This window comes from Granulicella aggregans, assembly GCF_014203275.1.
Taxonomy (GTDB): Bacteria; Acidobacteriota; Terriglobia; order Terriglobales; family Acidobacteriaceae; genus Edaphobacter.
The window spans coordinates 273,376-297,535 of the sequence record NZ_JACHIP010000003.1; the positions used below are offsets into that span (position 1 = coordinate 273,376).

22 protein-coding genes are annotated in these 24,160 nt (G+C 60.3%); 9 read left to right on the top strand and 13 right to left on the bottom strand.

From position 1 onward, the window contains the following. Window positions 1-66 precede the first annotated feature (66 nt). From HDF16_RS11485 to HDF16_RS11515, 7 genes are all read left to right on the top strand, one after another. Window positions 67-1,068, top strand: coding sequence for a 4-hydroxy-3-methylbut-2-enyl diphosphate reductase (locus tag HDF16_RS11485; protein ID WP_348641304.1), 1,002 nt, complete (start codon window positions 67-69; stop codon window positions 1,066-1,068). A 75-nt stretch (window positions 1,069-1,143) separates the two neighbouring features. Next, window positions 1,144-3,192, top strand: a complete 2,049-nt coding sequence (shc, locus tag HDF16_RS11490) for a squalene--hopene cyclase (RefSeq protein WP_184216701.1) — start codon at window positions 1,144-1,146, stop codon at window positions 3,190-3,192. Between the two features lie 130 nt (window positions 3,193-3,322). Then, window positions 3,323-4,465, top strand: a complete 1,143-nt coding sequence (gene hpnH / locus HDF16_RS11495; RefSeq protein ID WP_184216703.1) for an adenosyl-hopene transferase HpnH — start codon at window positions 3,323-3,325, stop codon at window positions 4,463-4,465. Window positions 4,466-4,467: 2 nt separating this feature from the next. Further along, window positions 4,468-4,914 (top strand): hypothetical protein, encoded by a 447-nt coding sequence (locus tag HDF16_RS11500; protein WP_184216704.1) that lies wholly within the window; start codon window positions 4,468-4,470, stop codon window positions 4,912-4,914. A gap of 34 nt (window positions 4,915-4,948) precedes the next feature. Then, window positions 4,949-5,959 (top strand): hopanoid-associated sugar epimerase, encoded by a 1,011-nt coding sequence (gene hpnA / locus HDF16_RS11505; RefSeq protein ID WP_184216706.1) that lies wholly within the window; start codon window positions 4,949-4,951, stop codon window positions 5,957-5,959. Next, entirely contained in the window at window positions 5,956-6,651 is a 696-nt protein-coding gene (locus HDF16_RS11510; protein WP_184216708.1) for a phosphorylase, read from the top strand. The genes hpnA and HDF16_RS11510 overlap by 4 nt, the downstream gene beginning before the upstream one ends. Next, the gene (locus tag HDF16_RS11515; protein WP_184216710.1) at window positions 6,630-7,748 is read left to right on the top strand and encodes a zinc-dependent dehydrogenase; all 1,119 of its coding nucleotides are present in this window, start codon (window positions 6,630-6,632) and stop codon (window positions 7,746-7,748) included. Before HDF16_RS11510 ends, HDF16_RS11515 begins: the two co-directional genes overlap by 22 nt. Window positions 7,749-7,814: 66 nt before the next feature. Here HDF16_RS11515 and HDF16_RS11520 read toward each other — a convergent pair whose 3' ends face one another. The 4 genes from HDF16_RS11520 to HDF16_RS11530 all read right to left on the bottom strand — a co-directional run bounded on the left by HDF16_RS11520 (window position 7,815) and on the right by HDF16_RS11530 (window position 13,687). Continuing rightward, on the bottom strand, window positions 7,815-8,468 hold the full coding sequence (locus tag HDF16_RS11520; protein WP_246409024.1) for a DUF3341 domain-containing protein: 654 nt from the start codon (window positions 8,466-8,468) through the stop codon (window positions 7,815-7,817). A gap of 276 nt (window positions 8,469-8,744) precedes the next feature. After that, a complete protein-coding gene (locus tag HDF16_RS11525) occupies window positions 8,745-10,172 on the bottom strand; it encodes a sigma-54-dependent transcriptional regulator (protein WP_184216712.1) in 1,428 nt (475 codons plus the stop codon). A gap of 36 nt (window positions 10,173-10,208) precedes the next feature. Continuing rightward, entirely contained in the window at window positions 10,209-10,679 is a 471-nt protein-coding gene (locus HDF16_RS30205; RefSeq protein ID WP_221312683.1) for a hypothetical protein, read from the bottom strand. After that, on the bottom strand, window positions 10,676-13,687 hold the full coding sequence (locus HDF16_RS11530; RefSeq protein WP_184216714.1) for an ATP-binding protein: 3,012 nt from the start codon (window positions 13,685-13,687) through the stop codon (window positions 10,676-10,678). Before HDF16_RS11530 ends, HDF16_RS30205 begins: the two co-directional genes overlap by 4 nt. Before the next feature lie 325 nt (window positions 13,688-14,012). On the opposite strand from HDF16_RS11530, the gene HDF16_RS11535 reads away from it, so the two are divergent. After that, complete coding sequence (locus HDF16_RS11535) at window positions 14,013-14,918, top strand: alpha/beta fold hydrolase (RefSeq protein ID WP_246409025.1); 906 nt, start codon at window positions 14,013-14,015, stop codon at window positions 14,916-14,918. A gap of 152 nt (window positions 14,919-15,070) precedes the next feature. Here HDF16_RS11535 and HDF16_RS11540 read toward each other — a convergent pair whose 3' ends face one another. Further along, the gene (locus HDF16_RS11540) at window positions 15,071-15,763 is read right to left on the bottom strand and encodes an alpha/beta hydrolase (protein WP_184216716.1); all 693 of its coding nucleotides are present in this window, start codon (window positions 15,761-15,763) and stop codon (window positions 15,071-15,073) included. Window positions 15,764-15,826: 63 nt separating this feature from the next. Here HDF16_RS11540 and HDF16_RS11545 point away from each other — a divergent pair, with 63 nt between their 5' ends. Further along, entirely contained in the window at window positions 15,827-16,879 is a 1,053-nt protein-coding gene (locus HDF16_RS11545; protein ID WP_184216718.1) for a M20/M25/M40 family metallo-hydrolase, read from the top strand. 211 nt (window positions 16,880-17,090) lie between these two features. On the opposite strand, the gene HDF16_RS11550 is transcribed toward HDF16_RS11545, so the two are convergent. The 8 genes from HDF16_RS11550 to HDF16_RS11585 form a co-directional block, all read right to left on the bottom strand. Beyond that, window positions 17,091-17,375 (bottom strand): 4a-hydroxytetrahydrobiopterin dehydratase, encoded by a 285-nt coding sequence (locus tag HDF16_RS11550; RefSeq protein ID WP_184216720.1) that lies wholly within the window; start codon window positions 17,373-17,375, stop codon window positions 17,091-17,093. A gap of 115 nt (window positions 17,376-17,490) precedes the next feature. Then, window positions 17,491-18,879 carry a bifunctional UDP-N-acetylglucosamine diphosphorylase/glucosamine-1-phosphate N-acetyltransferase GlmU gene (gene glmU / locus HDF16_RS11555; RefSeq protein WP_184217484.1) on the bottom strand — a complete coding sequence of 463 codons (1,389 nt, stop codon included), beginning with the start codon at window positions 18,877-18,879 and terminating at the stop codon, window positions 17,491-17,493. Window positions 18,880-19,025: 146 nt separating this feature from the next. Beyond that, window positions 19,026-19,232 (bottom strand): hypothetical protein, encoded by a 207-nt coding sequence (locus tag HDF16_RS11560; RefSeq protein WP_184216722.1) that lies wholly within the window; start codon window positions 19,230-19,232, stop codon window positions 19,026-19,028. A 189-nt stretch (window positions 19,233-19,421) separates the two neighbouring features. After that, on the bottom strand, window positions 19,422-21,086 hold the full coding sequence (locus HDF16_RS11565) for a methyl-accepting chemotaxis protein (RefSeq protein ID WP_221312684.1): 1,665 nt from the start codon (window positions 21,084-21,086) through the stop codon (window positions 19,422-19,424). A 122-nt stretch (window positions 21,087-21,208) separates the two neighbouring features. Further along, the gene (locus HDF16_RS11570) at window positions 21,209-21,949 is read right to left on the bottom strand and encodes an SDR family oxidoreductase (RefSeq protein ID WP_184216726.1); all 741 of its coding nucleotides are present in this window, start codon (window positions 21,947-21,949) and stop codon (window positions 21,209-21,211) included. 30 nt (window positions 21,950-21,979) lie between these two features. Beyond that, a complete protein-coding gene (locus HDF16_RS11575) occupies window positions 21,980-22,408 on the bottom strand; it encodes an acyl-CoA thioesterase (RefSeq protein ID WP_184216728.1) in 429 nt (142 codons plus the stop codon). Further along, entirely contained in the window at window positions 22,405-23,274 is an 870-nt protein-coding gene (locus HDF16_RS11580; protein WP_348641305.1) for a hydroxymethylglutaryl-CoA lyase, read from the bottom strand. The genes HDF16_RS11575 and HDF16_RS11580 overlap by 4 nt, the downstream gene beginning before the upstream one ends. A gap of 51 nt (window positions 23,275-23,325) precedes the next feature. Next, entirely contained in the window at window positions 23,326-24,144 is an 819-nt protein-coding gene (locus tag HDF16_RS11585; protein WP_184216730.1) for a DUF3891 family protein, read from the bottom strand. Between the last annotated feature and the right edge of the window lie 16 nt (window positions 24,145-24,160).

A 24,160-nucleotide genomic window follows, 5' to 3' on the forward strand; every position in this document is an offset into this window, starting at 1 on the left:
TTGGATGCACCAGAAGTGGTTCACAAATCGTGGCCTTAGACAGCCTGACAGCGTATACTTATCTTTGTGAATACCTCAACCATCGAGACCTCAGAGAGTTCCACCAAACGTGTCCTTTTGCTCAAGCCTCGCGGTTTCTGCGCAGGCGTGGTGCGCGCTATCGACATCGTACAGATTGCGCTGGACACCTTCGGCGCGCCGATTTACGTGCGTAAGGAGATAGTGCACAACAGCTACGTCGTGAACGACCTGGCCAAGAAGGGTGCGATCTTCGTCAATGAGCTGGACGAGGTTCCCGAAGGCGCGCGCGTGATCTACTCCGCGCACGGTGTCTCCCCGGCGGTTCGCGAGGCAGCAAAGGGACGTGGTTTGAAGGTGATCGACGCAACCTGCCCGCTGGTGACGAAGGTGCATGTGGAGGCGATCAAGTTCGCCAAGCAGGGCTATTCGCTGGTGCTGGTTGGGCATCGAGATCACGAAGAGGTTGAAGGCACACAGGGCGAGGCTCCGGATGTGACCCAGGTGGTCTCGACGGTGGAAGAGGTTGAGGCGCTGGTGGTGCCTGACCCGGATAAGGTGGCCTACCTGACGCAGACGACGCTGTCGTTGTCTGAGGCGGGCATCATGATCGACGCGCTGAAGAAGAAATTCCCGAACATCGCTGGGCCGAAGTCGCAGGACATCTGCTACGCGACGGAGAATCGTCAGACTGCGGTGAAGAACGTTGCGCACGGGGCGGATCTAGTGCTGGTAGTTGGATCGGCGAATAGCTCGAACTCGAACCGGCTGGTTGAGGTGTCGAAAAACCTGGATACGAATTCGTATCTGATCGACAGCGCGGATGCGATTGATCCGGTGTGGCTGGAAGGTGTGAAGACCGTCGCTGTGACGGCTGGAGCTTCCGCGCCCGAGGTGCTTGTGAGCGAAGTTGTGGAGTATCTGCAGGCGAAGGGTTTTGGGTCTGTGGATGAGGTTGAGGTGATGCCGGAGAATGTGCGATTTGGGCTGCCTCCGGAGATCGTGCAGGCGATCGCTTCGGCGCCTAGGATGAGCGTCGCTGCTGTTTAGTTTTCGGCTGGTTATTTCTAATGGGCCCTCAAGTCCGCTGAATCAACTTCTGTCCTCCTTGAGTCAAAGATACGAATGAATGAAATTACAAGTAATCCGCAGGCGGTTCCGCAACCGGCAAAGACCGCCCATGGGCGGACCCAGCCGCGCTTCGGCCGGATGGATCTCGGCCTTGAGCATGTAGTGGCTGGGATCGAGCGGGCGAAGGATTGGTTGCTGGGACTGCAGCATCCGGATGGGTACTGGTGCGGTGAGCTTGAGGCCGACTCGATGCTGGAGTCGGACTACATCTTCATGCACAAGCTGCTGGGAACGGGCGATCCAGGCCGGATGGAGCGGGCGGTGAACGAGATTCTCCGCCACCAGAATGCCGATGGCGGATGGAGTATCTATCCGAACGGGCCGTCGAATATCTCGCTGGGCGTGAAGGCTTATTTTGCGCTGAAGCTGATGGGCTGGTCCAAGGACCACCCGGTGCTGGTAAAGGCACGGAAGTGGATCCTGGCGAACGGCGGCGTGGTAGAGGTGAACACCTTCACCAAGATCTACCTGTGCTTCATGGGGCAGTATGAGTATGACGCTGTACCGGCGGTGCCACCGGAGCTGATCCTCTTTCCGAACTGGTTTTACTTCAACATCTACGAAATTTCCGCCTGGTCGCGTGCGATCGTGGTGCCGCTTTCGATTGCGTATGCAAAGAAGCCTTTCAAGAAGGTTGCGCCGGATCAAGGCATCGAAGAGCTTTTTGTCGGCGGGCGTGCCAACGCTAACCTGCACCTGCGGTGGGATAAGAAGCGGCTGTTTGGCTGGCGGAATGTAATGCTGGCGTTCGACCGGATGGCGCACTGGCTGGAGATGGTGCATATCCGTCCGCTGCGGGCGCTTTCTATCAAGCGGGCGGAGAAGTGGCTGCTGGAGCGGTTTGAGATGTCGGACGGGTTGGGCGCGATCTATCCCGCGATGATGAACGCAATTATTGCGCTGCGCTGCCTGGGATACACGAATGACGACCCGCAGTTCATTCGTGCGATGGACGAGTTTGAGCGGCTGGGACTCGACTTCCCGAATGGTGAACCGGATTATCCGACGCCGACCTTCCGCATGCAGCCGTGCGTCTCGCCGGTGTGGGATACGGCGCAGGCGGTCTTCGCGTTGGGTGAAGCTGGCCTGGATAAGAACGATCCCCGCATGATCAAGGCGGCGGGCTGGATGCTGGACAAGGAAGTGCGTCACCGGGGCGATTGGGCGAATAACGTTCCAAATGTCGAACCGGGCGGATGGTACTTCGAGTTCAACAATGAGTTTTATCCGGATGTCGATGATTCGGCGCAGGTTTTGATGGCGTTGAAGTGTGTCGAGCATCCCAGCCAGAAGTTGCAGCATGGCGCATCGACTCGGGCGATCGACTGGATCTTCGCGATGCAGTGCAGGAACGGCGGCTGGGCGAGCTTCGACAAGGACAATACGAAAAAGATCTTCGAGTACATACCGTTCGCCGACCATAACGCGATGATCGACCCGCCAACGGTGGACATTACAGGGCGGATTCTCGAGATGCTGGCAAGCTACGGATATACGCGGCGGGACAAGCGGGTAGAGGCTGGAGTCCAGTTCATCCTACGGGAGCAGGAGTCCGACGGAAGCTGGTTCGGACGCTGGGGCGTGAACTATCTGTATGGGACGTTCCTCGTTCTGCGTGGGCTGGAGGCGATGGGTTACTGGAACCATGAGCCGGCGATTCAGCAGGCCGCCGAATGGATCCGTATGATGCAGAACAACGATGGCGGCTGGGGTGAGAGCTGCGGCAGCTACGACGATGCGCTGCAGAAGGCGATTGGGCCGAGTACGCCTTCGCAGACGGCCTGGGCAGTTCTTGGACTGCTGGCGGCGGGCGATACGCGGAGCGACTCGGTGGCCAAGGGGATTCGCTGGCTGGTCTCGAAGCAGGCGGAGAACGGGTCGTGGGACGAGTCGGCTGCGGGCCGCAATGGTGAAGCGGTTTATACGGGAACTGGATTCCCTCGGGTGTTTTATCTTGCGTATCACTTGTATCGGGATTATTTCCCGTTGCTGGCTTTGACGACTTATAAGAAGGCGATGGAGCGGGAAGCGGAAGCGGCCTAGGTAGAGTTGTTGCCGTGTCCCACTCATCGCGGTGAGACTGCGATGAATGGGGCACAGAGCGAGATGCTTCGCTCTGGATGACGGTTTCGTTGAACGCGATGACGGTTTTAGGTTTTGAGGAGAGAAGAGCATGGTTCCTGTATCACAGGCTTGGACGGTTGCAACGTACGTCTTGAAGCAGAAGCTAATGGGCCGGAAGCGGTATCCGCTGGTGCTGATGCTGGAGCCGTTGTTCCGCTGCAACCTCGCGTGCGCGGGTTGCGGGAAGATCCAGTATCCGGCCCACATTCTGAAGGCTGAGCTTTCGCCTGAGGAGTGCTTCAAGGCGGTTGAAGAATGCGGGACGCCGATGGTGTCGATCCCAGGCGGTGAGCCGCTGCTGCATCCGCAGATGCCGGAGATTGTGGCCGGATTGGTGGCGCGGAAGAAGTACGTGTACATGTGCACGAACGCTCTGCTGCTGAAGGAAAAGCTGCACCTGTTCAAGCCGAGCAAGTATCTTTCGTTCTCGGTGCATGTGGATGGGCAGCGGGAGCACCATGACTTCTCGGTGTGCCGCGAGGGTGGTTACGACATTGCGATGGAGGGTGTTCGGGCTGCGGTGGCTGGTGGATTTCGCGTGACGACGAACACGACGTTGTTCGATGGCGCGGACCCGAACAGCGTGCGGGACCACTTCGATGAGCTGATGGCAGCGGGTGTCGAGAGCATGATGGTCTCGCCGGGATACACGTATGACAAGGCTCCGGACCAGACGCACTTTCTGGGTAAGGCTCGGTCGCGGCGGCTGTTTCGCGCGATTCTGTCGAATCGGAAGAAGAGCTGGGAGTTCAACACGCATCCTCTGTTCAGCGAGTACCTGATGGGCAAGCGGAACTTTGAGTGCACGCCTTGGGGCATGCCGACGTTCTCAATCTTTGGCTGGCAGAAGCCTTGCTACCTGCTGCAGGATGGCTATGCGGACAGCTTCCAGGAGCTGCTGGACACGACGGAGTGGGAGAACTACGGCGCGAAGAGCGGCAATCCGAAGTGCGCGAACTGCATGGTGCACTCGGGCCATGAGGCTTCGGCGGTGGACTATAACTTTGGTTCGCTGAAGGGCTTCTACGAGACGGCGAAGAAGTACATGTTCCCGTCGACCTATGAGGACGAGGGTGCGATGAAGCTGCTGAATGAGTGGCCGAAGGCGGAGCACATGCCGTTGGTTCAAATTGCCACGCCAGCGACAGCCACGACTAAGAGCAGCGAACTTCAGAGCGTTTCGGGAGACTGACGATGTCGACGCAATTGCAGGAAGCTGCGAAGCTGGATCAGCTCGCGCATGTGAACCAGGACGAGATTGAGATTGCCGCAGGGCGTGAGCGCGAGCAGCTTGAGGGATGGACGCCGGCGCTGGCTTCGGATGCAGAGATTCGTGAGGCGCTGGAGAAGGCATTTGACTATCGCGGCGACGTGACCGTGACGCGCAAGGATGGATCGAAGGTCGAGGGGTATCTCTTCGACCGGCGTGTTGGTGCGACTTTGGCGGACTCGTTCATACGGATTATTCCGATGAAGGAGACGACGAAGATCAACGTCGCCTATAGCGATGTGGCGGGGCTTGTCTTCACCGGACGCGATACGGCGGCGGGCAAGAGCTTCGAGGCCTGGGTGAAGAAGTACTGGGAGAAGAAGCTCGCGGGCGAGAAGGATATTCAGATCGAGCCAGAGAAGCTGGACTAATCGTCTGCAATCGCATACGGTTTTGCAGTAGCGAATGAAAGTTTTTCTTACAGGTGCGACGGGGTTTGTGGGGAGCCACGTGGCGCGGGTGTATGCGGACGCGGGTGCGGAGTTGCGGCTACTAACGCGCTCTTCGAGCAATCTTGCTTCGATTGAGGGAATGACAGCTGAGGTTGTGGTTGGCGACCTGCGCGAGCCGGAGGGGCTACGGGCGGCCATCACCGGGTGTGAGGCTGTGGTGCATGTTGCGGCCGACTATCGGCTGTGGGTGCGCGATCCTAAGAGCATGTATGCGGCGAACGTAGATGGCACGCGGGAGTTGCTGAGAATCGCACGCGAAGCTGGCGTGCGGCGAGCGGTGTACACGTCAAGCGTCGCGACGATGGGGTTCAAGAAGGATGGGACGATCGTCAATGAGGACTCGCCCGTTTCGATTGACGACATGATCGGACACTACAAGCGGTCGAAGTTTCTCGGTGAGCTAGAGGCGATCAAGGCGGCGCGGGCAGGGCAGAAGGTCATGATCCTGAATCCGACGACGCCGATTGGAGCGGGGGATGCGAAGCCTACGCCTACAGGTAGGATTGTCGTCGACTTTTTGAATAAAAACTTTCCGGCTTATGTGGAGACGGGGCTAAACCTGGTGGATGTGAACGAGGTGGCTCGAATGCACCTGGTTGCTCTCGACAGTGGGACGCCGGGGGAGCGCTACATTCTGGGTGGGGAGAACCTGACGCTGAAGCAGATTCTGGATCGGATGTCTGCAATTACGGGATTGCCATCGCCGACGATGAAGGTGCCTCATGCGGTGGCTATGGGGTTCGCGTTCTTCGATGAGAGCTTTACCGGGAAGCTGCTGGGCAAGGAGCCTCGGGCTACCGTTGAAGCGGTGAGGATGGGGAAGAAGATGATGTTTGCTTCGTCGGCCAAGGCGGAACGGGAGTTGGGGTTCAAGGTGCTGCCGGTGTATGGGGCGTTGCGCGCGGCGATTGAGTGGTTTGTGGAGCATGGGTACGCTCCCGCATCTTCGAGCAATAGGGCATGAGCGATTGTCCGGCGATCATTGCGGCGCTTCCGCGTGAGTTGAAGTCGCTGGTGAAGGGGTGGACGAAGCGGGAACTCCCAGGGAAGATCTTTGTCTACACGAACGGGTTTGCGGTGGCGGCTTGTGCGGGGATGGGTGAGGCGCGGGCGGTGTTGGCGGTCGAAGCTGCGAGGAAGGTGCAGCAAGAGGCAGGAAGGCCGGTTACGGCGCTGATTTCGGTGGGGCTGGCTGGGGCTTGCGATCCTGCTTTGCGGATAGGAGATATCGTTCGCGCGGGCGACGTAATCGATAGCCGTTCTGGCGAACACTTTTCGAACTCACAGTCCAAACAGGTGTTAATTACGAGCCCCTCGATCGCGAGCGTCAAAGAGAAGCAACGGCTTTATGCATCCTATCGGGCAAGCGCAGTGGATATGGAGGCGGCTGGCGTAGCTCGGATTGCGCAGGGACATCAACTGGATTTTCAGGCGATCAAGGTGGTCTCCGACGAGGCCGGCTTTGAGATCGAAGGGCTGTCGAGGTTTGCGACGAGGGACGGTCAATTTCGCGAGGCTGCTTTCGCCATGTACGCGACGATGAGGCCGTATCTTTGGAAAAAACTGATCGCTCTTGCTGGGAATAGTGGTAAAGCTTTAGTGTCGCTTACTGACGTTTTGCATGGAGAATTGGAATGGTATCGGAAAAAGAATTAGGTCTCCCATTGATTGAGAGGGCCGAGACTGTGCCGGCGGAGATGCGGGCGGCGGTGTATCGCGGGGTGGATGACGTTCGCATCGAGACAGTGCCGGTGCCGGAGATTGGCGCGGGTGAGTTGCTGGTGCGGATCGATACCTGCGGAGTTTGCGGGACCGACCTGAAGAAGATCCATACTGGGTCACACTCGGCTCCGAGGGTCTTTGGGCACGAGATGGCGGGGACGGTCGTGAAGGTGGGCGATGGAGTGACGAAGTTTGCGCTGGGTGATCGCGTGATGGCGTATCACCATATCCCGTGCGGCGATTGCTACTACTGCCGCAAGGAGACGTTTGCGCAGTGCGAGTTCTACAAGAACGTTGGGTGTACGGCGGGGTTTGCGCCCTCGGGAGGCGGGTTTGCAGAGTACATCCGGGTGATGGACTGGATTGTCGAACGCGGCGTGGTGAAGATTCCCGACGATGTTCCGTTTGAGCAGGCTGCCTTTATCGAGCCGGTGAATACCTGCTACAAGGCGATTCGGACGCTGAATTTAAAGGCTGACGAGACGGTACTGGTGATTGGGCAGGGGCCGATCGGGATTTTGCTTGCTGCCCTTGCGAAGCGGACGGGAGCGAGCGTGCTGACGAGCGACTTATATCCCGAGCGCCATGCTGTTGCGGCCGGGTATGGATTGACGCATCCGCTGGATGCTCGAGGCGATGTGGTGGCGGCGGTAAGGGCTGAGACCGAAGGGCGTGGAGCGGACGTGGCTCTGCTGGCGGTGGCCGGGGATGCGCTGATTAAGGTAGCCATGGATGCGATTCGGCCGGGCGGAAGAGTCATGCTGTTTGCTGCGACGCAGCATAGCGCAGCGACGTTCGATCCGGGGACCGTGTGCATGGATGAGAAGACGTTGATGGGGTCGTATAGTTCATCGTTGACGGTGAACGATGCGGTGGCGGATCTGGTGTTCGGGGGGTATCGGGATGGGAGCTTCGACCTGACGAAGTTGATAACGCACCGGTTCTCGCTGGAGGATGCGGTGAAGGCGGTGGATGTGGCTTCGCATCCGGTGGCGGATTCGTTGAAGGTAGTGGTTCAGAACCGGGGCTAAGGCATCCGACAAAAACAGAAAAGCCGGGCGGAATTCTCCGCCGGGCTTTTCTGTTGGATACGGAGCTTAGTACCGCGGACTTCTGCCCGTGGCGGCTAACTCTTCTTCACGTTCCACTTCAGCCACGCGATCTTCTTGAGTCAGGCTCGGGCTGGAAATGTTGCCGAAGGTATTGTGACCACCGGAGGTGTCTGAGGCTGCCTCGCCTGAGGCCGCGATGTCTCGGGCACCGGTTTCGCGTAGAGCGAGTTTGGCTGCGGCGATCTCTTCCGAAGTGTCGCAGTGGACGGATAACAGAGTTCCACCGCCCTTCACTTCACCTTCGTAGCGTTTGGCTTCGTACTCCGGGATGCCCATACCGACGAGAGCTCCCACGATACCGCCAACTGCGCCGCCCGCTCCGACACCAGCAAGTGTCGCGACAATGGGACCAGCCGCGATGAGCGGTCCGATGCCGGGAATGGCGAGAGCGCCGATGCCGGCAAGTAGGCCGAGGGTTCCACCGATGACGCCACCAGTGGTGACGCCGGCTGCGGTGCCTTCGGGGGCTTTGGTGTTCTTCTCATGGGCGAAGGCGCGGGTGGTCTCATCGTCTGGAAGGAGGACGGAGATGGAGGAGTTAACGAAGCCGCGTGCGATGAGGTGGTCGACGGCTGCTTCGGCGAGGGCGGGGGTGGCGTAGATGCCAAAGACTGCGGTTTTTTTAGAGGCGGTGGACATGAGGAATCTCCTTTGAAAGGGAGTTGAGGAGGTTGGCATCGACGCTGCGTGCGCCGCGTGAACCTGAAGTGCAGGCAGTCCTGTGATGCCTTATTTGGGAAGAGGTGTTGCCGTGGGGAGCGAAATGCGGGGATTCGTCGCGGCGCTCAGAATGACGGGCAACGGCAACGGCAAAGACAGAAGCACATCCTCCGCTTCCGCAAATCACGATGAAGCTCTGATTTGCGGAAGCGAAGGATGCCAGGGTAGGGGATCGATGGCGTTCGGCTTGGTGAGTTAGTCCCGTGGCCGTTTGCGGATCTCTACGTTGAGGCGTTTGATCTTCTGGTTGAGGGTGCTTAGGGGGATTTTGAAGAACTCGGCGGCTTCGGTCTGGTTCCAGTGGCAGCGTTCGAGGCGGTCGGCGATGATGCGACGTTCGATCTCTTCCATCAGGTCGAAGAGGCTGGCTTCGGGGCGGTGGTCGAGGATGCTGGCCGAGTAGGTGTTGCCGGTGAGTTGGGCGGGCAGGAGTTCGGCGGGGATGAGGCGTTCGGTGGACAGGACTACGCCGCGCTCCATCGCGTTTTCAAGTTCGCGGACGTTGCCGGGCCACTCGTAGTCCATGAGGATGCGGAGGGCGTCGGGCGAGAGGACGCGTTCGGTGGTTCCGTTCTCTTCGGCGTAGAACTTCAGGAAGTGGGCGGCGAGGAGAGGGATGTCTTCGCGGCGGGAGCGGAGGGGCGGGAGTTCCAGCGTGATGACGTTGAGGCGGTAGAAGAGGTCTTCGCGGAAGCGGCCATCGCGGACGGCTTGCTGGAGGTTGACGTTGGTGGCGGCGACGATGCGGACATCGACCTGGATCTCGTGGGTTCCGCCGAGGTGCATGAAGCGGCGGTCTTGCAGGACGCGCAAAATTTTGGCTTGCATGTCCATACCCATGGTGCCGATCTCATCGAGGAAGAGAGTGCCGCCGTTGGCTACTTCGAAGAGACCTTTTTTCGAGGCGATGGCGGAGGTGAAGGCTCCCTTGACGTGGCCGAAGAGGGTGGATTCGAGGAGTTCTGATGGAACTGCGCCGGTGTTAACGGGGACGAAGGGCTTGTCGCGGCGGGGAGAGTTGGCGTGGATGGCCTTGGCGATGAGTTCTTTGCCGGTGCCGCTTTCCCCTTGTATGAGGATCGTAGACCGGCTGGGGGCGACTTGCGCGACGGTGTCGAAGAGGCGGAGCATGAGGTCGCTCTTACCGACGATGTTGTCGAAGTTGTAGCGCTGCTTGAGCGTGCGCTTGAGCTGGATGACCTCTTCTTCGGCCTTGTGGCGGCCGATGGCGGAGCGAATGTCGGCGAGCAGCTTCTCGTTGTCCCAGGGCTTCTGAACGAAGTTTTCTGCGCCGGCGCGGATCGCGTCGACGACGTTGCCTACAGTCCCGTAGGCGGTGATCATGATGACCGGGAGTTCGGGGCGCAGCTCCTTGATACGGGGCAGAAGGTCGATGCCGGATTCGCCGGGAAGGGCGAGATCGAGGAGGAGGAGATCGTACTCGTTGCGGGCAAGGAGGTCGAGGCCGGTGGGGCCGTCGGGCGCGAGCGAGATGGTGAAGCCTTCGAGGGTGAGGAGGGTCTCGATGGACTCGCGGATGGCCGCTTCGTCATCGATCATGAGGATACGGGCGGAGGTGAGGGTTGCGGATTTTGCGGGAGCTTCGAGGGTGGAGCTAGACATTTTTTGTTGGTACCTGGGTAATGCTGGTTCTAGTGGCTAAGGAAGGATTGCTTCTTCTGCTGGAGTCTTAGTTAGATACTCTTGCCTTGATTCCGGTAGTAAGAGCAAGATGATCGGAGTTAGTAGCATCAGATTGGCCAAGATGAACACGCGATCTCCGAGATAAGAAGTACGAGGCATCGAAGAGTGGTGTTCCGTGATGAATCCTCGAACTAATTGATACCCCATCCCCCATTCGAGGATGAGATTCGTGACGATGGTGAGATACCATCCCCATTTGTTCCGATGCCAGAGGAGTGGAATCGAGAACACGATAGCAACAACCGGTAATCGTAATAATGAGCTTCCATATATTGCTCTGTCTGTGCTGAAGGTACTTCCATTCGGGCCAAGGGTTCCGGACAGAAAAAAGTCTAAGGCGAAGAGTGCCAAGGCTACAAGACCATTGATGGACTGCACAAAACACGCCCAAAATCCCCAATATGAACGGTCGGGCCGATCACTCATGAATAGCTCGCGGTCGCTATCTGCGGCTGGGATGCCGCTGGTGTGGCTGCTGGGGCGGGGAAGTCGAGGGTGAAGGTGGTGCCTACGCCGACTTCGGAGTCGACGGAGATCTTGCCGCCGTGTTCCTGCATGATGCCGTAGGTAACGGCGAGGCCGAGGCCGGTGCCCTTGTGCTGGCCGGGTTGGGGCTTGACCTTGGTGGTGAAGAAGGGATCGAAGATGCGGTGTAGATGCTCGCGCTCGATGCCGGCGCCGGAGTCCTTGATGCGAAGGCAGATGCGGCTGTTCGAGATCTCGGTGGAGATGTGGAGCCTGGCGGACGGAGTGCCGTGCATGGCGTCGCGGGCGTTGAGCATCAGGTTGAGGATGACCTGTTGCAGCTTGCCCTGATTGCCATTCATCGCGGGCAGTGAGGCGGAGAGATCGGTCTCGACCTTGACCTGCGCGGTCTTAAGCTGGTGTTCGAGCAGGACGAGGGTGTCGTGGACGAGGGAGTTGAGGTCGATGGCGGTGAACTCGGAGCCGCTGGTGCGGGAGAAGTTCAAGAGGCCGTTGACGATCTCGGAGGCGCGGAAGGTCTGCTGGGTGATCTTCTCGAGGACCGGGGCGAGGCGCGTATCGTCACGAAGCTGCTTGGAGAGCATCTGCGTGTAGCTGGAGATGACGGCGAGTGGGGTGTTGACCTCGTGGGCGACGCCCGCTGCCAGCAGGCCGATGGAGGATAGTTTCTCTGACTGCGTAAGTTGGGTCTCGAGCTCGGTGCGGTCGGTGATGTCGTCGACGAGGACGATGCGGCCAACAGTGCGGAAGCTACGCGTGACAAGCGGAGCGATGGCGATGTTGGCGGTGCGGGTTTCGCCGGTGGGCAGCGAGATAGGGAACTTGTAGAGGGTATGGGTGCCCTGGTCGGCCTCGCTGCTGCCGTTTTCTCCGAGCGCGCGGACGCTGTTGTAGCGGGCGAGGAACTCGAGCGGGAAGATGGCGTCGAGGGGCTGGAGCAATGCCTCGGAGCGGGGGCGACCGTAGAGAGATTCCATCTGCGCGTTCCAACTGGTGATGCGGTCGTCGAGGTCGACGGCGAAGATGCCGATGTTGATGGATTCGACGATGTTTTCGTGGAACTCGGTGAGGCGCTCGTACTCGGCGGCCTTCTGCTGGAGGCTGCGGTAGAGCTGGGCGTTCTGGATGGCGATGCCGATGTAGCCGGCGAGGGATTCGAGGACCTCCATGTCTTCGGAGGAGAGGAAGTCGCCGTCGTTGGTGCGGCCGAGGCCGATGATGGCGACGGTGCGGGTGCCGAAGCCTTCGCGATTGGCGACGCGGCAAGGCAGGTAGTAGTTCAGGTCGAGGCGCTGGGCGGCGAGTTGCTGGGACTCGGGGAGCGTGAGGGCCTGCTGCGGGTTCTCGAGGAAGAGGTGGTTGTTGGCGTCTCGACGGTCGAAGTCGAGGAAGCCCAGATCGAGGGCGCGGAGAGCCTTCACCTGCTGCTCGCGAGATGCTGCGGGGTCGGATGGGGTGAGCGTGGTGAGGCCGTGGGACGCGGTGAGCTCGAAGCGCTTCTTTGCGGAGTGCGTGGTGTCTTCGGTGGCGAGGAAGACGGCGACGCGGGTGACGAGCAGCGTCTGGGGGAGGCGCTCGACGATGGAGCTGACGAGGGCGTTGAGGTCGGTCTGGGAGTTGAGGCTGCGGCCGAAGTCGACGAGGGTCTCGCGGTAGTCGAAGCGTTTGCGGTCGAAGACGCGGTCGACGCGGGATTGGACGGCGCGTTTGAGGGGGTCAAAGACGAGGCCGGTGGCAATGACTGCGGCCATCAGGCCCCAGACGCCGAGGTTAGGAACTCTGCTGCGGACTAGCTCCGAGACGATGGCGACGACACCGAAGTAGAGGCCGACGAGGGCGGCGGTGGCGATGGTGTAGGTGACACCGCGCTTGAAGATGAGGTCGACGTCCATCAGGCGGTAGCGGATGATGGCCCAACTGAAGGTCAACGGAAGGATGACGAGGCAGGCGGCGCTGAGCTTGAGGAGGAGCCCGGGAACCTGGAAGTCGAAGATCAGGGGAAGGACGTTGAGCAGCGTGTAAGGCGCGAAGGCGACGAGCGTGCCGCGGGTGAGCCACTTGAGCTGCTGGCGTTCGAGAGGCGAACGGGCGTGGACGTAGCGCCAGACGAAGACCGCTGCGGCGATGACATAGTAGAGGCCCTGGTAGCCGACGAAGAACTGGTTGAGGCGATTGAGGAGTTCGCCGGTCGCGGACCAGTACTGCTGGGCGTAGACCTGGAGGAAGACGAGGGCTGCGCCGGGAAGGTAAAGCAGGGCTCCGATGGCGCGGCGGCGAATGCGGTACCGGTCGTTCTGGTCGTCGGAGCCGGAAAAGTCAACCGCGAAGTGGAGAAAGAGCGCGGGCTGGACGGCGAGGGCGACTGCGTTACCCCAGAAGATGACGGAGTCGAGAAGGTCGAGTTCGCCAGTGTAGCGGAAGGCGTAGAGAACGAAAGAAGCGAGGCAGAAGACAAAGAAGTGCAGGGATTTGGGCGCGGTCCAGCGACGGAAGAGGACGTAGAGGCCGATACAGAGATAGACCACGGCGATGAGACGGAGGCCGAGATTGATGCTGCGGTCGGTGGGTTCGACGATGACCTGGATCTCTAGCTTTGCGGCAGTGTCCGGTGCATCTGCGTGGTGAATCGGGCGCGTGATGCTGTAGGTGGAGTGCGACCAGATGCCGCCACGGAAGATCTCTCGCTCGAAGACAGCGAGGCGTGGCGTGGGGTGCTCGTTGACGGATTGGAGGATGTCGCCGGTGCGGATGCCGGCGCGGTATCCGGGTGAGTCAGCCGGGACGCGCTCGGCGCGTAGGCCGCCGGGGGCTTCGAGCCAGCGGACGCCGTCGGTGGGAATGTCAAAGCTGTTCTCTTGCGAGATGTTGAAACCGGCGAACAGGCAGGCAGCCATCGTCGCAAGAGCGAGAGCGATGACGAGAGCGCGGGTGCGGGTGGCCTGCTGCATAGCGGTTCCAAGGGAGACAGCAACTTAAGTGCCATTCGGCATACATAGTTACTGGAAGGGGAAATGCCTCAATTAGGGTGCTTCGTTGGTATGACTAATCATAAGCTATTCCGTTATTGCAGAGATGGATTGCAAGCTGTTTCAACGAAATACGTTCCGATGACTGGACGAGTTCCGTTTGAGGCGACCTCGCATCCAAATGGGATGAATGTTACCTGGAAGTGGCAATAATTTTGTGCTCATGGATTCACATTCCTGTAACATTTGAGTTTGAAAAGACCATTTGTAAGGGCGGGTTATTGTCTTGGCGAGCACCGGAAATTTGATGGAACTGGCGATGACTTCGCCAGCGAGCGAGGATCGACTGCGTGCAGGAGTGACGCGTGCGGCTGAGCCGTCGCTGATGGAAGATCGTTACGTCGAGGTGGCCGGGGCGCAGCTTCACTACCATTTCGCGGGGTCTGGCCGTCCGCTGCTCTTGCTTCATGGGCTGGTAGGGTCGGGGAGCAACTGGCGGCAGAATATCGGGTTTCTCTCGCGCTACGCGAGCGTCTATGCGATCGATTTGTTCAACATGGGTGAGTCGGAGCGGGTTCCGGGATTGGATGCGAGCCTGGAGGCCACTGCCGATCGGATTGTGGCGCTGATGGAGGCGCTGGGATTGGAGTCGGCTGACATTGCGGCTCACTCGCACGGTGGAGCGATTGCGATGATGCTGGCGGCACGGCATCCGGACCGGGTGCGGAAGCTGATCTTGTTTGCCCCGGCAAATCCGTTCTGTGATGCGGGGCGGCATTTGATCCGGTTCTACAACACACGGACAGGTCAGTGGTTTGCGCGGCGAATTCCGATGCTGCCAAGGATGCTGCACGCTACGGCGTTGGGGCGGATGTACGGCGATCCGGCGCGGGTAACCGAGGGAACGCTGGAGACCTACACGGATGGCATGATGATTCCGGGGACGGTGGAGCATGTGCTGCGGATCGTTGCCGGATGGTACGACGATATGAGGGCTCTGCGCGGGGAGTTGATCCATCTTGCTGGGAAGCCGGCGCTGTTTATCTGGGGAGATCGCGATCGCGCGGTGACGCTGCCTTCGGGCGAGCGGCTGCGGGCGATGATGCCGATGTCGAAGCTGATCGTGATGCGGGGAGCGGGGCATCTGCCGTTTGCGGAGATGGCGGATGAATGTAATACGGCTATGGTGGAGTGGCTGGTGGGTGCGGTTTAGCTTTTACATCCCACATCTCAGAGGCGAGATGTGGGGCACCCGATTATCGAGACGGAAAGATTCGAGGGGGCGCGCCGGGATTGAGGATCTGGCGGGTCCTTCGACTACGATCCTCGCGGTGAAGCTGCGAGAATCTCCGCTCAGGATGACACCTATTTTTCGGCAAGTTTATAAGTCTTGATGAGCCAGGAGTGCATGGCCTGTTTCATAGCTTCCAGCTTCGGGGCGGGCGAGATGGGGATTCCTTGGAAGAAGTGGTCTGCGCCTTCGATCCAGACGGTTTCGGTAGGTAGCGGCGACTTGAGCAGGACTTGCTCGATCTGCTCGCGCGGGGCGAAGGGGTCGTGGTCGCCGATGATGAAGAGCTTGGGCTCGACGCAGCGGGGGAGGAAGCCGTAGGTGTATTCGCGGCCTTCGGCGTTGACTGGGAGGCCTAGGCCGATGGTGCCTTTGACGCGGATGTCGCCGCAGCAGGCGCGGAGACCGATGTTTGCGCCGAAGGAGAATCCGGCGAAGAGGATGGGCTTGCGGAAGTTGAGTTCGAGCCATTCGAGGGCGGCGCGGACGTCGTTCTGCTCTCCGTGGCCGTCATCGTAGACGCCTTCGCTGAGTCCCGCGCCGCGGAAGTTGAAGCGCAGGACAGGCAGACCGAAGGACGAGAAGACCTTCATGGCGTTGTAGACGACCTTGTTGTGGAGAGTGCCTCCGCTGGGCGGATGGGGATGGCAGACGAGCGCTGTATAGGGGGCGTCGTCGCTGCCGGTGTTGAGGACGGCTTCGAGGCGGCCGGCGGGGCCGTAGAGGTCTTCGATGGCGCGGACGTGCGAGGTTGTGAAGGATGGCATCCCTGCTAGTTTACCGGGTGACGGTGACAAGGGTTGCGGGGCGTCGGGTATGCTGAAGGTCACATGGCAATCGATCCGATTCAACTGACTAAAGAGCTGGTTAATATTCATTCGACTACCTTCCATGAAGGTCTGGCGGGAGCGTTTCTGCATGACTTTCTGGAGAAAGAGAAGTATGCGGTGGAGCGGATGGCGGTGGCTCAGCCTGATCGCACGGTAACTCCGGGAGCGGGGGAAGGAGAACGGTTCAATGTGTATGCTGCGCTGCCGGGAGTGACTCCCGATGTGGTGCTGTCGACACATATGGATACGGTGCCACCGTTCTTCGGGTGCACGGAGGATGACGAATATTTGTATGGGCGCGGGACTTGCGATGCGAAGGGAATTATCGCGGCGCAGATCGCGGCGGCGGACCGGCTGCGTGAGGCGGGCGTGAAGGTTGGACTGCTATTCGTGGTGGGCGAGGAGCGGGATTCGGCGGGGGCCAAGGTTGCGAACCTGTCGCCGAAGGGGGCACGGTTTCTGATCAACGGCGAGCCTACGGACAACCGGTTGGCGCTGGCGTCGAAGGGCGCGCTGCGGGTGGAGCTGCGGGCGAAGGGGCGGATGGCGCACTCGGCTTACCCGGAGCTGGGCGAGTCGGCGATCGACAAGTTGGTGGGAGCACTGAACGACATTTTGGCGATGCCGCTGCCGGTCGAGCCGGAGATTGGGCCGTCGACGTTGAATATTGGGTTGATCGAGGGCGGACGTGCACCGAACGTGATCGCCGATAAGGCGGAGGCTCATCTTTTGATCCGGCTGGTCGGGCCATCCGAGGAGACGAAGGCGGCGATCGTGAAGACGGTGGGTGAGCGGGCGGAGGTGCGATTCACGCTGGAGTTGCCGTTTGTGCGTATGCGTAAGGTGAGCAATCTTCCGACGATGGTGGCGAAGTTTACGACGGACATTCCTGCACTGACGGCGTGGGGCGAGCCGTTTTTGCTGGGGCCGGGGTCGATCCATGTGGCGCATACGCCGGACGAGCGGATCGCGAAGAAGGAGTTGCTTGAGTGCGTCGATCTCTATTACGATCTTGCGACGAGCCTGGTGCATGGGCAAGAGTTGCGAAGCTAGTCTCTCCGTTGATACGGTTTTCTGTAGAAAAATGCAGAAAACAATTTATTTTCGGTGAGCGGTGCAACTTTTGCTTTCAGGTCGCGTCTGATGAGGTGTAGCAAAGAATAATCAGTCGAGGTTAGCAGTTCCCACGATTTCGGCTTCCCCTATCCGCAAAAAAACTCCCCCCAGTTAGAAGGGCCCCCAGAACACAGGGGGCCCTCACTCCTTAAGTCGTGATCTTCTCGTTAATTGCGGTAGCCAGCCTTATGTCGCGCTTGGTGATGCCACCGGTGTCGTGGGAGATGAGGGCGAGGCGGACCTGGTTGTAACGGATATCGATGTCGGGGTGATGGTTGGCGGACTCGGCGAGGGCGGCGACTTGATTGACGAAGGTCATGGCGGCGGCGAAGTCGGGGAAGGTGTAGTCGCGGATGAGTTTGCCTTCGGAGAGGTGCCAGCCGGGGAGGGTTTGGAGAGCGGTTTCGAGTTCGGTGGGGGTTAGTTTGGCCATTTGCTTCCTCATGGTGGAGACGAGCGGGTTGAACTTGGAGTTTTCCCACTCATCGCCAAGGACAACGGCGCGATGAATGGGGCGCGGTCACTCTATGGCGCACAAGTATTCCATGCTACTTGTTGGCTCGGATGGTTTCGCGCCGGGTGGCGGCCCAACCGGATTTTGTGACCTGGCGGGCGCGGCCGAAGGCGAGAGCGTCGCTGGGGACGTCGTCGGTGATGCAGCTTCCGGCGGCGACGTAGGCACCTTCGCCGACCGTGACGGGAGCGACCAAGGTTGAATCTGAGCCGATGAAGGAGTGGTCGCCGATGGTGGTGGTGTTCTTATGGACGCCGTCGTAGTTGCAGGTGATGACGCCCGCGCCGATATTGACCCCTGCGCCGATGATTGCGTCGCCGAGATAGGTGAGGTGATTTGCCTTTGATCCCGCGCCGAGGGTGATCTTCTTGGTCTCACAGAAGTTGCCGACATGAGCTGCGGGGCCGATGATGCTCTCCGGGCGGAGGTGAGCGTAGGGGCCTAGGATTGCGCCATCGCCGATGGTGGCGTGGTCGAGGATGCAGCCATTTCGAACCAGCACGCCTTCACCCAGTTCCGAAGAGTGGATGACGGAGTAGGAGCGGATGCGGCAGTCGGAGCCGACGCGGGTTGCGCCGAGGATCTGGACGTAGGGCTCGATGATGGTGTCGGGGGCGATCTGGACTTCGGCGTCGATGACGCAGGTGTCGGGGCGGAAGATGGTGACGCCTTCGGCCATGAGTCGGTGGGCGGTGGCGAGGCGCATGGCGGCGTCGAGGTGCATCATCTCGGCAATGGTGTTGGCGCCGAGGACTTCGTCGACGCTGCTGGCTTGGATGGCGACGACGCGCTGTTTGTCGGCGACCAGGAGGGCGGCTACGTCGGTGAGGTAGTACTCGCCGTGTGCGTTGTTGGTGGAGAGGAGATCGAGCTTCGCGAATAGAGCGGAGGTATTGAAGCAGTAGATGCCGGAGTTGATCTCGGGGGCGTTTTTCTGTTCGGGGGATAGAGACTTTTGTTCGACGATGGCGGTGACATCGGGGGCGTCAGGATTTGCGCGGATGACGCGGCCGTAGCCGGTGGGGTCGGAGGGAACAGCGGTGAGGATAGTCATTGAGGCGTGCTGCTCGGCGTGGAAGGTGGAGAGGGCTTGGAGGGTCTCGGGGCGGATGAGGGGAGCATCGCCGGAGAGGACGATGAGGTTTTGCGGGATGACATCGCCGGTAGCGGCGAAGTGGGCCTTGGCGATCTGGAGGGCGTGGCCGGTGCCGCGCTGCTCAGCTTGCAGGATGAAGTGGACGCCGGTGTGCGCGACGGCGTGGCGGACCTGGTCGGCCTCGTGGCCGATGACGCAGTAGATGCGGTTGGCGGGGACGAGGGACTTTGCGGCGGCGATGACGTGGAGAAGGAGAGAGCGACCGCTGATCTCATGCAGGACTTTGGGGCGCTTGCTCTTGAGGCGGGTGCCTTTGCCGGCTGCCATGATGACGATTGCGAGGTCTGAGGTTTCTAGTGGCAAGGTGTCTCCTGTCCTCACGATGATACGAGAGGACGGAGAGTGAATGGATGGAGGAAAACGGCGGAGCCTGTAGGCGCCGCCGTTCGATTGAAGAGGGGAAGTGAAATTTGTCAGGCCGATGCCGCTGGAACGAAGCCATCGCATCCGCTAATGGGGGAGACCTTGAGATGAATGGCGGCATTCTTGGGAAGACCACACGTTTCGAGGAAGGTCTCGTCGGCCTTCTTGGTGGAGAGGATGGTTACGAGCACATCGCTCTTGTGGTCTTCGCCGAAGTGTCCACATGCACCGCATTGTCCGTCGTGAATTGCCTGCATCTCAAGCCTCCTTTTGTTTGTTTGATTCTTGTTTTTTTCAAGTGTTGTGACTCTCCGCAGAGCGTCATGGTTGTCTATAAAACTGAAGATAAATGTTGCAAATCACCGCGTAAATTGCGACTAAATGAGTCGCAGACCGAATATGGAGCGACTTCTTTGGTCGTATATCCAGTAGTTCGTAATGGATACTTAGAACGCGTGGAAGTCTTCATCGTCCTCACGCGAGGACGATGAGAATGTTCGCCGATCGGTGGAGCGGCGGATGGATGAAGGGCTGGGAGTATCGCGTCGCCTGCGATCGGGGATGCGGCTGGTTGGGTATTGCGTGTCGATGGGCGTGACGCTTGCGTGGGCGCGGTTCGATCTGTCTGTTGAGTTGGAGAGGTCGGAGTACTCCTTGTCGATGCCGCCGACCATTGCGCCGAGGGCGCTGGCGATCTCGCGCATGGTCTGGGACTGGGACTTGAGCTGATTGGCGGCCGCTGCGCTTTGTTCGGCGTTCGAAGCGGTTGCCTGTGTCACGTGTTCCATCTGGAGGACGGCGCGGCTGACCTGGTCGATGCCGCGCGACTGATCGCGGCTGCCGGTATGGATCTCGTCGACGAGGATCTTTACGCGGGATGACTGGGTGGTTATGGATCGGATGGCCTCCGCTACTTCGTCGACGCTGGCCTTGCCGGCGAGGGAGCGGGCGATGGAGTCTTCGATGAGGGTGGCGGTGTCCTTGGCGGCCTGGGCGCTGCGTTGGGCGAGATTGCGGACCTCGTCGGCGACGACGGCGAAGCCCATGCCTGCTTCGCCGGCACGAGCGGCCTCTACAGCCGCGTTGAGGGCGAGGATGTTGGTCTGGAAGGCGATCTGATCGATGACCTTGATGATCTTGGAGATCTGGACGGAGGACGTTGCGATGCCCTCCATTGCGGAGAGCATCTGGGCGAGCGAACGGTTGCCCTCTGCGATGTGGTTCTGCGAGTCCGCGACGACGCCGGCGGTGGCCTGGGCGTTGTCGGTGTTGCTGCGGGCCATGGCGCTGATCTGCTCGGCGGCGACGGAGGTCTCTTCGATGGAGGCGGCCTGCTCGGAGGCGCCTTCGGCCAGGGAGAGGCTTGAGGATGAGACCTGGATAGCGGCGGCGGCGATCTGGGCTGCGCCGCGGCTTAGGTCGGTCGCGGTGTGGCGGAGGCTGCGGTTGATGTCGGCGACGATGAAGACGAGGACGACGCCAGCAACGCAGAAGAGGAAGAGCATGGCCCAGGTGAGCCAGCGAGCCTTTGACTCCTCGGCGTGGGCGAATTGGGACTCCTGCGGGGTGAGGCGGGTCTGGTGTTCGAGGAGGTCGTCAGCGAGCGATTTTGTGCGGCGGGCGAGTGGGACGAACTGTCCGGTGTAGAGGGTTAGCGGAGCGGTCGAGGCGGATTGGCTGATCTGGTTGTAGGCCTGTTCGTGGAGATGGCGAAGCTGCAGAGCGCCGGTGCTTAGCTCGGCCAGGGCCTGGTTGTCTTCGGGGGTGGAAAGGAGGGGTTCGAGCTTCTGCGAGAGCAGGGTGAGCTTGTCGGCTTCGGCGAGATAGGCGCGGTTGAAGGACTCCGTGGAGGCACGGTCTTTGAGCAAGGTATGGAGGTAAAGGCCACGCTCGATGGAGATGAGGTCGGTGACCTTGATGTCGATCTCGTCGGCGATGGCCTGTTTGACGGAGGTGGAGTAAACGACGCGTTCGACCGTGGCGCTGAGAGCGGCGTTATTGACGAGAGCGCCTAGTGCGATGAGCAGCGTGATGGCCATGACGGCTCCGAAGCTCAGGAAGAGCTTCCTGCCGATGGTCATTTTGCCGATGGTCATTCTGGGTAGGGGCATGTTGGCTGCGACGCGTGGCTCCAGTGGGGTTATCGGCTGAGCTGGAATGTTGCGTGAGCGCATGCGGAACGGCCTTCAGCGGGGTTCGCTGAAGGCCGTGTGAATCGCTGCCCATGTAGCAGTTACCAGGGCAGGGTGTCCTGCATGTGGAAGAAGCCGCCGGTGGGGCCGTCTTCCGGTAGAGTTGCGAGCCAGACGGAGGTCTTCGAGCCATCTTCAACGTTCATGGGAGCGGCATCGGTTCCCATATCGGTCTTGACCCAGCCGGGGTGCGCGGAGTTGACCTTGATCTTGGTGTCCTTAAGCGCGTGGGCGAGGTGGATGGAGTAGGAGTTCAGGGCAGTCTTCGACGTGTCGTAGGCGAAGCCCTTGGCCTCGTAGATGGGCGAGCCTTCGGTTGCATGGAGAGTAAGAGACCCGAGGATGCTGGAGAGGTTCACGATACGTCCGGCTTCGCTCTTCCGGATCAGAGGTAGCAAGGTTTGGGTCAGGGCGACGACGGCGAAGAAGTTGGTGTCGAAGGTCTTGTGAAGATTTTCTTCGGTGACTTTGAGGGTGGTGTTGGTGAAGATCTCGCCGTCGACCATGATGCCGGCGTTATTGATGAGAATGTCGAGGACGCCGTATTCCTTCTCGATGAAGGCGGCGATGGCGGCGTGGTCGGCACGGTCATCGACGTCGATCTTGACGGCGCGTACATCGAGGCCTTCGGCCTTTAGCGGGGCTGCGGCGGCTTCGCCCTTGGCGAGGTCGCGGGCTCCTAGGAGAACGGTGATGCCCTGGGCGGCGAGCTGGCGGCTGGTTTCGAGGCCGAGGCCTTTGTTTCCGCCGGTGACGAGGGCGATCTTCTTCGTGGTGCTCATGTGTAGTTCCTCCGTTGCGGGTGGTTCGCCTTATGGGATGAGGCAGGAGGCCAAACGTTCCGCATATCTCTGTGGAAGGGCACATTTTTTCATGGAGCCGTCAACAACGACGTGGACGGTGTGGCCTTCGCAGAGGAGCGTCTCATCGGCTGCGCGGATAATGCTATACCCGAACTTGATGACCGGGCCGCGCATGGCGGTTAGGCGGGTGCGGACGATGAGTTCATCGTCGTAGCGGGCGGGCGATCGATAGCGGGCGTTGGCTTCGACGACGGCGATGCCGCAGCCCTCTTCGCGTTCCATGTCTTTATAGCTGAGGCCGATCTGGCGCATGAGTTCGACGCGGCCGACCTCGAACCAGATGAGGTAGTTCGAGTGGTAGACGACGCCCATCTGGTCGGTCTCGGCGTAGCGGACGCGGATGCGGGTTTCGCTGGGTTGTTGGTGGCCGATGGTCATTGGACGCGGGCTCCGTACTTGCGGGCGATCTCGGAGGCGGCGTGCACGAGGGATTCGACGGGGCGCATGTCGTCTACTTCTGCACCCAGACTGCGGAGTTCTGTGAGGGCGATCTCGGTGGGGATCGTCAGAGCGAGGGTGTTGCCGAGAGCGACGGTTGAATCGAAGCCGCCCAGCGCGGTGGTGAAGCGGCGGCAGCCTGCTTCGTAGGCGGCGCGGATGCGGACGGATGCGTCCTGCGGTTGGGCGCGGAGGTGGAGGCCGATGTCGATCTCGTCGTGGACGGCGGAGACATCGGAGAAGAGATCGCTGATGAGTTTGGGTGTGGCTAGGCCTGCGGTATCGTCGAGCGTGATTTGCGTGACGCCGCCTTCGACGAGAAGATCGACGGCGTTGACGGCTTCCTCGATGCTCCAGGCATCGCCGAGCGGGTTGCCGAAGGCCATGGAGACGTTGGCGACTAGGTCGATGCCAGCTTTGTAGGCGAGGGTGCCAACCTCTTCGAGTAGGTCAAGAGCGTCTTCGAGCGAATGGTTTTGCTCGCGCTGCAGGAAGGCGGGCGAGAGCGAGTAGGGGAAGGCCAGAGTCTGGATGGAGCCGCTCTTGATGGCGCGCTCGGCGCCTTTGACATCCCATACGAGGCCGGTGATCTCAACGTCATCGGGTGGGTCGAGGTATTCAAGGACGAGTTCGGCGTCGGCCATCTGCGGGACGAGGGCGCGGCCGACGAAGCTTACGGCGTCGATGTACTTGAAGCCAGCGGCGATGAGGGTGCGGAGGTAGTCGGCCTTGATCTCGGCCGGCATGGGCTTGGGAAGATGCTGCCAGGCGAGGCGTGGGGATTCGATGATCTTTACTGCGGACACTCTTGGAGGCTCCTTATTTGACGCATCTTTTAGATTACGCGAAAGAGACGGTCAGGCAGAGAGTGTGAGGGTGAGGGTCTCGATGGGAGCGGCGGCGAAGAGGGTGGCGAGTTCGCTCGATGTAGTGAATGTCTTGCCGGGGACGTGGCGGGCGGGGAATTCGATGGTGATTTTTTCACTGCTGAGAGGGTAAGGCGTGAGGCGGAAGGCGCGGTCGCCGAGTGGGGTGACAGTGATCTCTTGATGGCCCGTTGATGTCAGCAATGGATGAATGAGGGTTGCGGATCCGGTGAAGTCGACGCAGGCGATGAGAGACATGTTGTCGCAGGCCTGGAGGAGGCGGAAGTGGTCTTCTACGGCCTCGTCGCTCGTGTCTTGTTTGGTGAAAGACGAGTCAGCGCGGATGGTGGCGAGGAGATCGGACTGGAGGTTGCGCTGGCTTTCGAGGAAGGCGTCGAGCAGCGGCAGTTGATCGGGGGAGATCGTGGAGCGATCGGCGCGTGCGGTGAGCAGGTTGTAGGTGTGTTTCGAGACGAGCAGCGCGGCGTAGGCATCTTTGGCGGCGACCTCGGCGACGGCGCGATCACGGACGTTGAGGTAGTCCTGGAGGTCGATCTCCTCGAAGGCGGAGTACTTGCCTACTAGTTCGACGGAGAAGGCTGAGGGCTTGCCTTGGCGGGTGATGGAGGGAGAGGCGTCGCGTTGGGCCCAGCCGTCGTCGTGGGAGTTGATGCCGAGTAGGACGTTGGTTCTCGGTTCAGGCGATGTGAAGAGGTCGTTGCCCCAGTGGGAGGCGATGGCTCCGGCGAGGTGAGCGTGATCGGGGTGCGTTACTAGCCAGTAGCCGGTGGGGGTTTCGAGACGAAGCATAGCGGCTTCCTTTGAA

Bases quoted from the DNA above. Each gene is read 5' to 3' on its own strand.
- HDF16_RS11520 (WP_246409024.1), bottom strand. From the start codon at position 8,468: ATGTCCACCGCCTCTAAAAAAACCGCAGTCTTTGGCATCTACGCCACC.
- HDF16_RS11510 (WP_184216708.1), top strand. From the start codon at position 5,956: ATGAGCGATTGTCCGGCGATCATTGCGGCGCTTCCGCGTGAGTTGAAG.
- HDF16_RS11565 (WP_221312684.1), bottom strand. From the start codon at position 21,086: ATGCCCCTACCCAGAATGACCATCGGCAAAATGACCATCGGCAGGAAG.
- HDF16_RS30205 (WP_221312683.1), bottom strand. From the start codon at position 10,679: ATGAGTGATCGGCCCGACCGTTCATATTGGGGATTTTGGGCGTGTTTT.
- hpnH (WP_184216703.1), top strand. From the start codon at position 3,323: ATGGTTCCTGTATCACAGGCTTGGACGGTTGCAACGTACGTCTTGAAG.
- HDF16_RS11530 (WP_184216714.1), bottom strand. From the start codon at position 13,687: ATGCAGCAGGCCACCCGCACCCGCGCTCTCGTCATCGCTCTCGCTCTT.
- HDF16_RS11570 (WP_184216726.1), bottom strand. From the start codon at position 21,949: ATGAGCACCACGAAGAAGATCGCCCTCGTCACCGGCGGAAACAAAGGC.
- HDF16_RS11550 (WP_184216720.1), bottom strand. From the start codon at position 17,375: ATGGCCAAACTAACCCCCACCGAACTCGAAACCGCTCTCCAAACCCTC.
- glmU (WP_184217484.1), bottom strand. From the start codon at position 18,879: ATGGCAGCCGGCAAAGGCACCCGCCTCAAGAGCAAGCGCCCCAAAGTC.
- HDF16_RS11560 (WP_184216722.1), bottom strand. From the start codon at position 19,232: ATGCAGGCAATTCACGACGGACAATGCGGTGCATGTGGACACTTCGGC.
- HDF16_RS11535 (WP_246409025.1), top strand. From the start codon at position 14,013: ATGGAACTGGCGATGACTTCGCCAGCGAGCGAGGATCGACTGCGTGCA.
- HDF16_RS11525 (WP_184216712.1), bottom strand. From the start codon at position 10,172: ATGTCTAGCTCCACCCTCGAAGCTCCCGCAAAATCCGCAACCCTCACC.
- HDF16_RS11575 (WP_184216728.1), bottom strand. From the start codon at position 22,408: ATGACCATCGGCCACCAACAACCCAGCGAAACCCGCATCCGCGTCCGC.
- shc (WP_184216701.1), top strand. From the start codon at position 1,144: ATGAATGAAATTACAAGTAATCCGCAGGCGGTTCCGCAACCGGCAAAG.
- HDF16_RS11585 (WP_184216730.1), bottom strand. From the start codon at position 24,144: ATGCTTCGTCTCGAAACCCCCACCGGCTACTGGCTAGTAACGCACCCC.
- hpnA (WP_184216706.1), top strand. From the start codon at position 4,949: ATGAAAGTTTTTCTTACAGGTGCGACGGGGTTTGTGGGGAGCCACGTG.
- HDF16_RS11500 (WP_184216704.1), top strand. From the start codon at position 4,468: ATGTCGACGCAATTGCAGGAAGCTGCGAAGCTGGATCAGCTCGCGCAT.
- HDF16_RS11540 (WP_184216716.1), bottom strand. From the start codon at position 15,763: ATGCCATCCTTCACAACCTCGCACGTCCGCGCCATCGAAGACCTCTAC.
- HDF16_RS11545 (WP_184216718.1), top strand. From the start codon at position 15,827: ATGGCAATCGATCCGATTCAACTGACTAAAGAGCTGGTTAATATTCAT.
- HDF16_RS11515 (WP_184216710.1), top strand. From the start codon at position 6,630: ATGGTATCGGAAAAAGAATTAGGTCTCCCATTGATTGAGAGGGCCGAG.